Raw genomic sequence first — 1,154 nt, 5'->3', positions numbered from 1 at the left:
GGACCCGGTACTTCGCCTGCGCCGCCAGCTCGCCGATGTCGACTCCAGCCTGCTGGGTCGACGCCTGCTCACGATGGCGATCCGCACGATGGGCCCGATCCTGTGGCCCGCCCTGACCGACGCCGACCGGATGAGGTTGCGGACCGATCACTACCGCACGATCAGCAGCCTCAGCTCGCCGATGGTCCCGCACAACGCGGAAATCCTGCTGCGCCTGCTGGATTCGGGTCAGGTGCGGTTGCGCACCGGACTCACCGCGATCGCGGCGGGCGACACCGGGTTCACCCTGACCGGCGAATCCACCGGGACGGCCGACATCGTGATCAACGCCGTCAACCCACCCGCCTACGTCACCCCGCAGGACACCGAGACGCTGATGACACACCTGCTCGACAGCGGCACAGCGCAAGTCGCGCCCACCGGTGGTCTCCGCGCCGAACCACGCACCCGTGCGCTGCGTGCCGGCACCTGGCACATCCTCGGCAACCTGGCGGCGGATTCGATGTTCGTCGCCACCAACCCACCCGGCCTCGCTGCGGAAGCGGCACAGCTGGCCGAGCACCTGACGAAGGAATCCGGTCTACCGGAATTCCGGCACGAGACACTGCCCGTGCGCAGCTGACCCCTGCCCGGCGGGGCGGTTTCGGGCTCGGGCGCCCGCCTCACCCGGCCACGAGGCGGGCATCGAACGACAACGAGCTCGTCAGTCGCCGATTCCCCTCGGACGCACCACCATCACCGAGCCCGCGCGTTTGCCGCTCTCCTCCAGAAGTGCGATGGCCCGGCCCCGTGGGTCGATCGCGGCGTAGACGCCCTTGATGCCGACGGGCTCGAGCCAGCGGCCGGTCCGCAGGTCGGTGGCCTGCGATTCGTCGATGTCACGGAGCGGGAAGGCGGTGCGGACGGCGGCGTCGATATCGAGGCTGAGCAGGGGCTGCTCGGCTTCGACCGCGGTCGCGAGTTGTTCGAGGGTACGGGCGTGTTCGAGCGTGAAGGGACCGACCCTGGTGCGGCGCAAGGCGCTCAGGTGTCCGCCCACACCGAGGGCCACGCCGAGGTCGCGGGCCAGGGCGCGAATGTAGGTACCGGAGGTGCATTCGACCGCGACGTCGAGATCCACGAATTCACCGTCGGCGACATCGCGACGGGCCAGG

General features: G+C 69.8%; 1 protein-coding gene and 1 pseudogene. One reads left to right on the top strand and one right to left on the bottom strand.

Annotated elements, in window-relative coordinates:
* On the top strand, positions 1 to 622 hold a 622-nt coding region (locus ACFWF3_RS36680), incomplete at its 5' end, for a hypothetical protein (RefSeq protein ID WP_379318826.1).
* Positions 623 to 703: 81 nt separating this feature from the next.
* On the opposite strand, the pseudogene ACFWF3_RS36675 reads toward ACFWF3_RS36680, so the two are convergent.
* A pseudogene (locus tag ACFWF3_RS36675) lies at positions 704 to 1,154 on the bottom strand (tRNA pseudouridine(55) synthase TruB); the annotation flags it as partial.

It is taken from the genome of Nocardia sp. NPDC060220 (assembly GCF_042727815.1).
Taxonomy (GTDB): domain Bacteria; phylum Actinomycetota; class Actinomycetes; order Mycobacteriales; family Mycobacteriaceae; genus Nocardia.
Note: the sequence above shows the minus strand (reverse complement) of the source record. Positions and strands in the feature narration are given on the sequence as shown.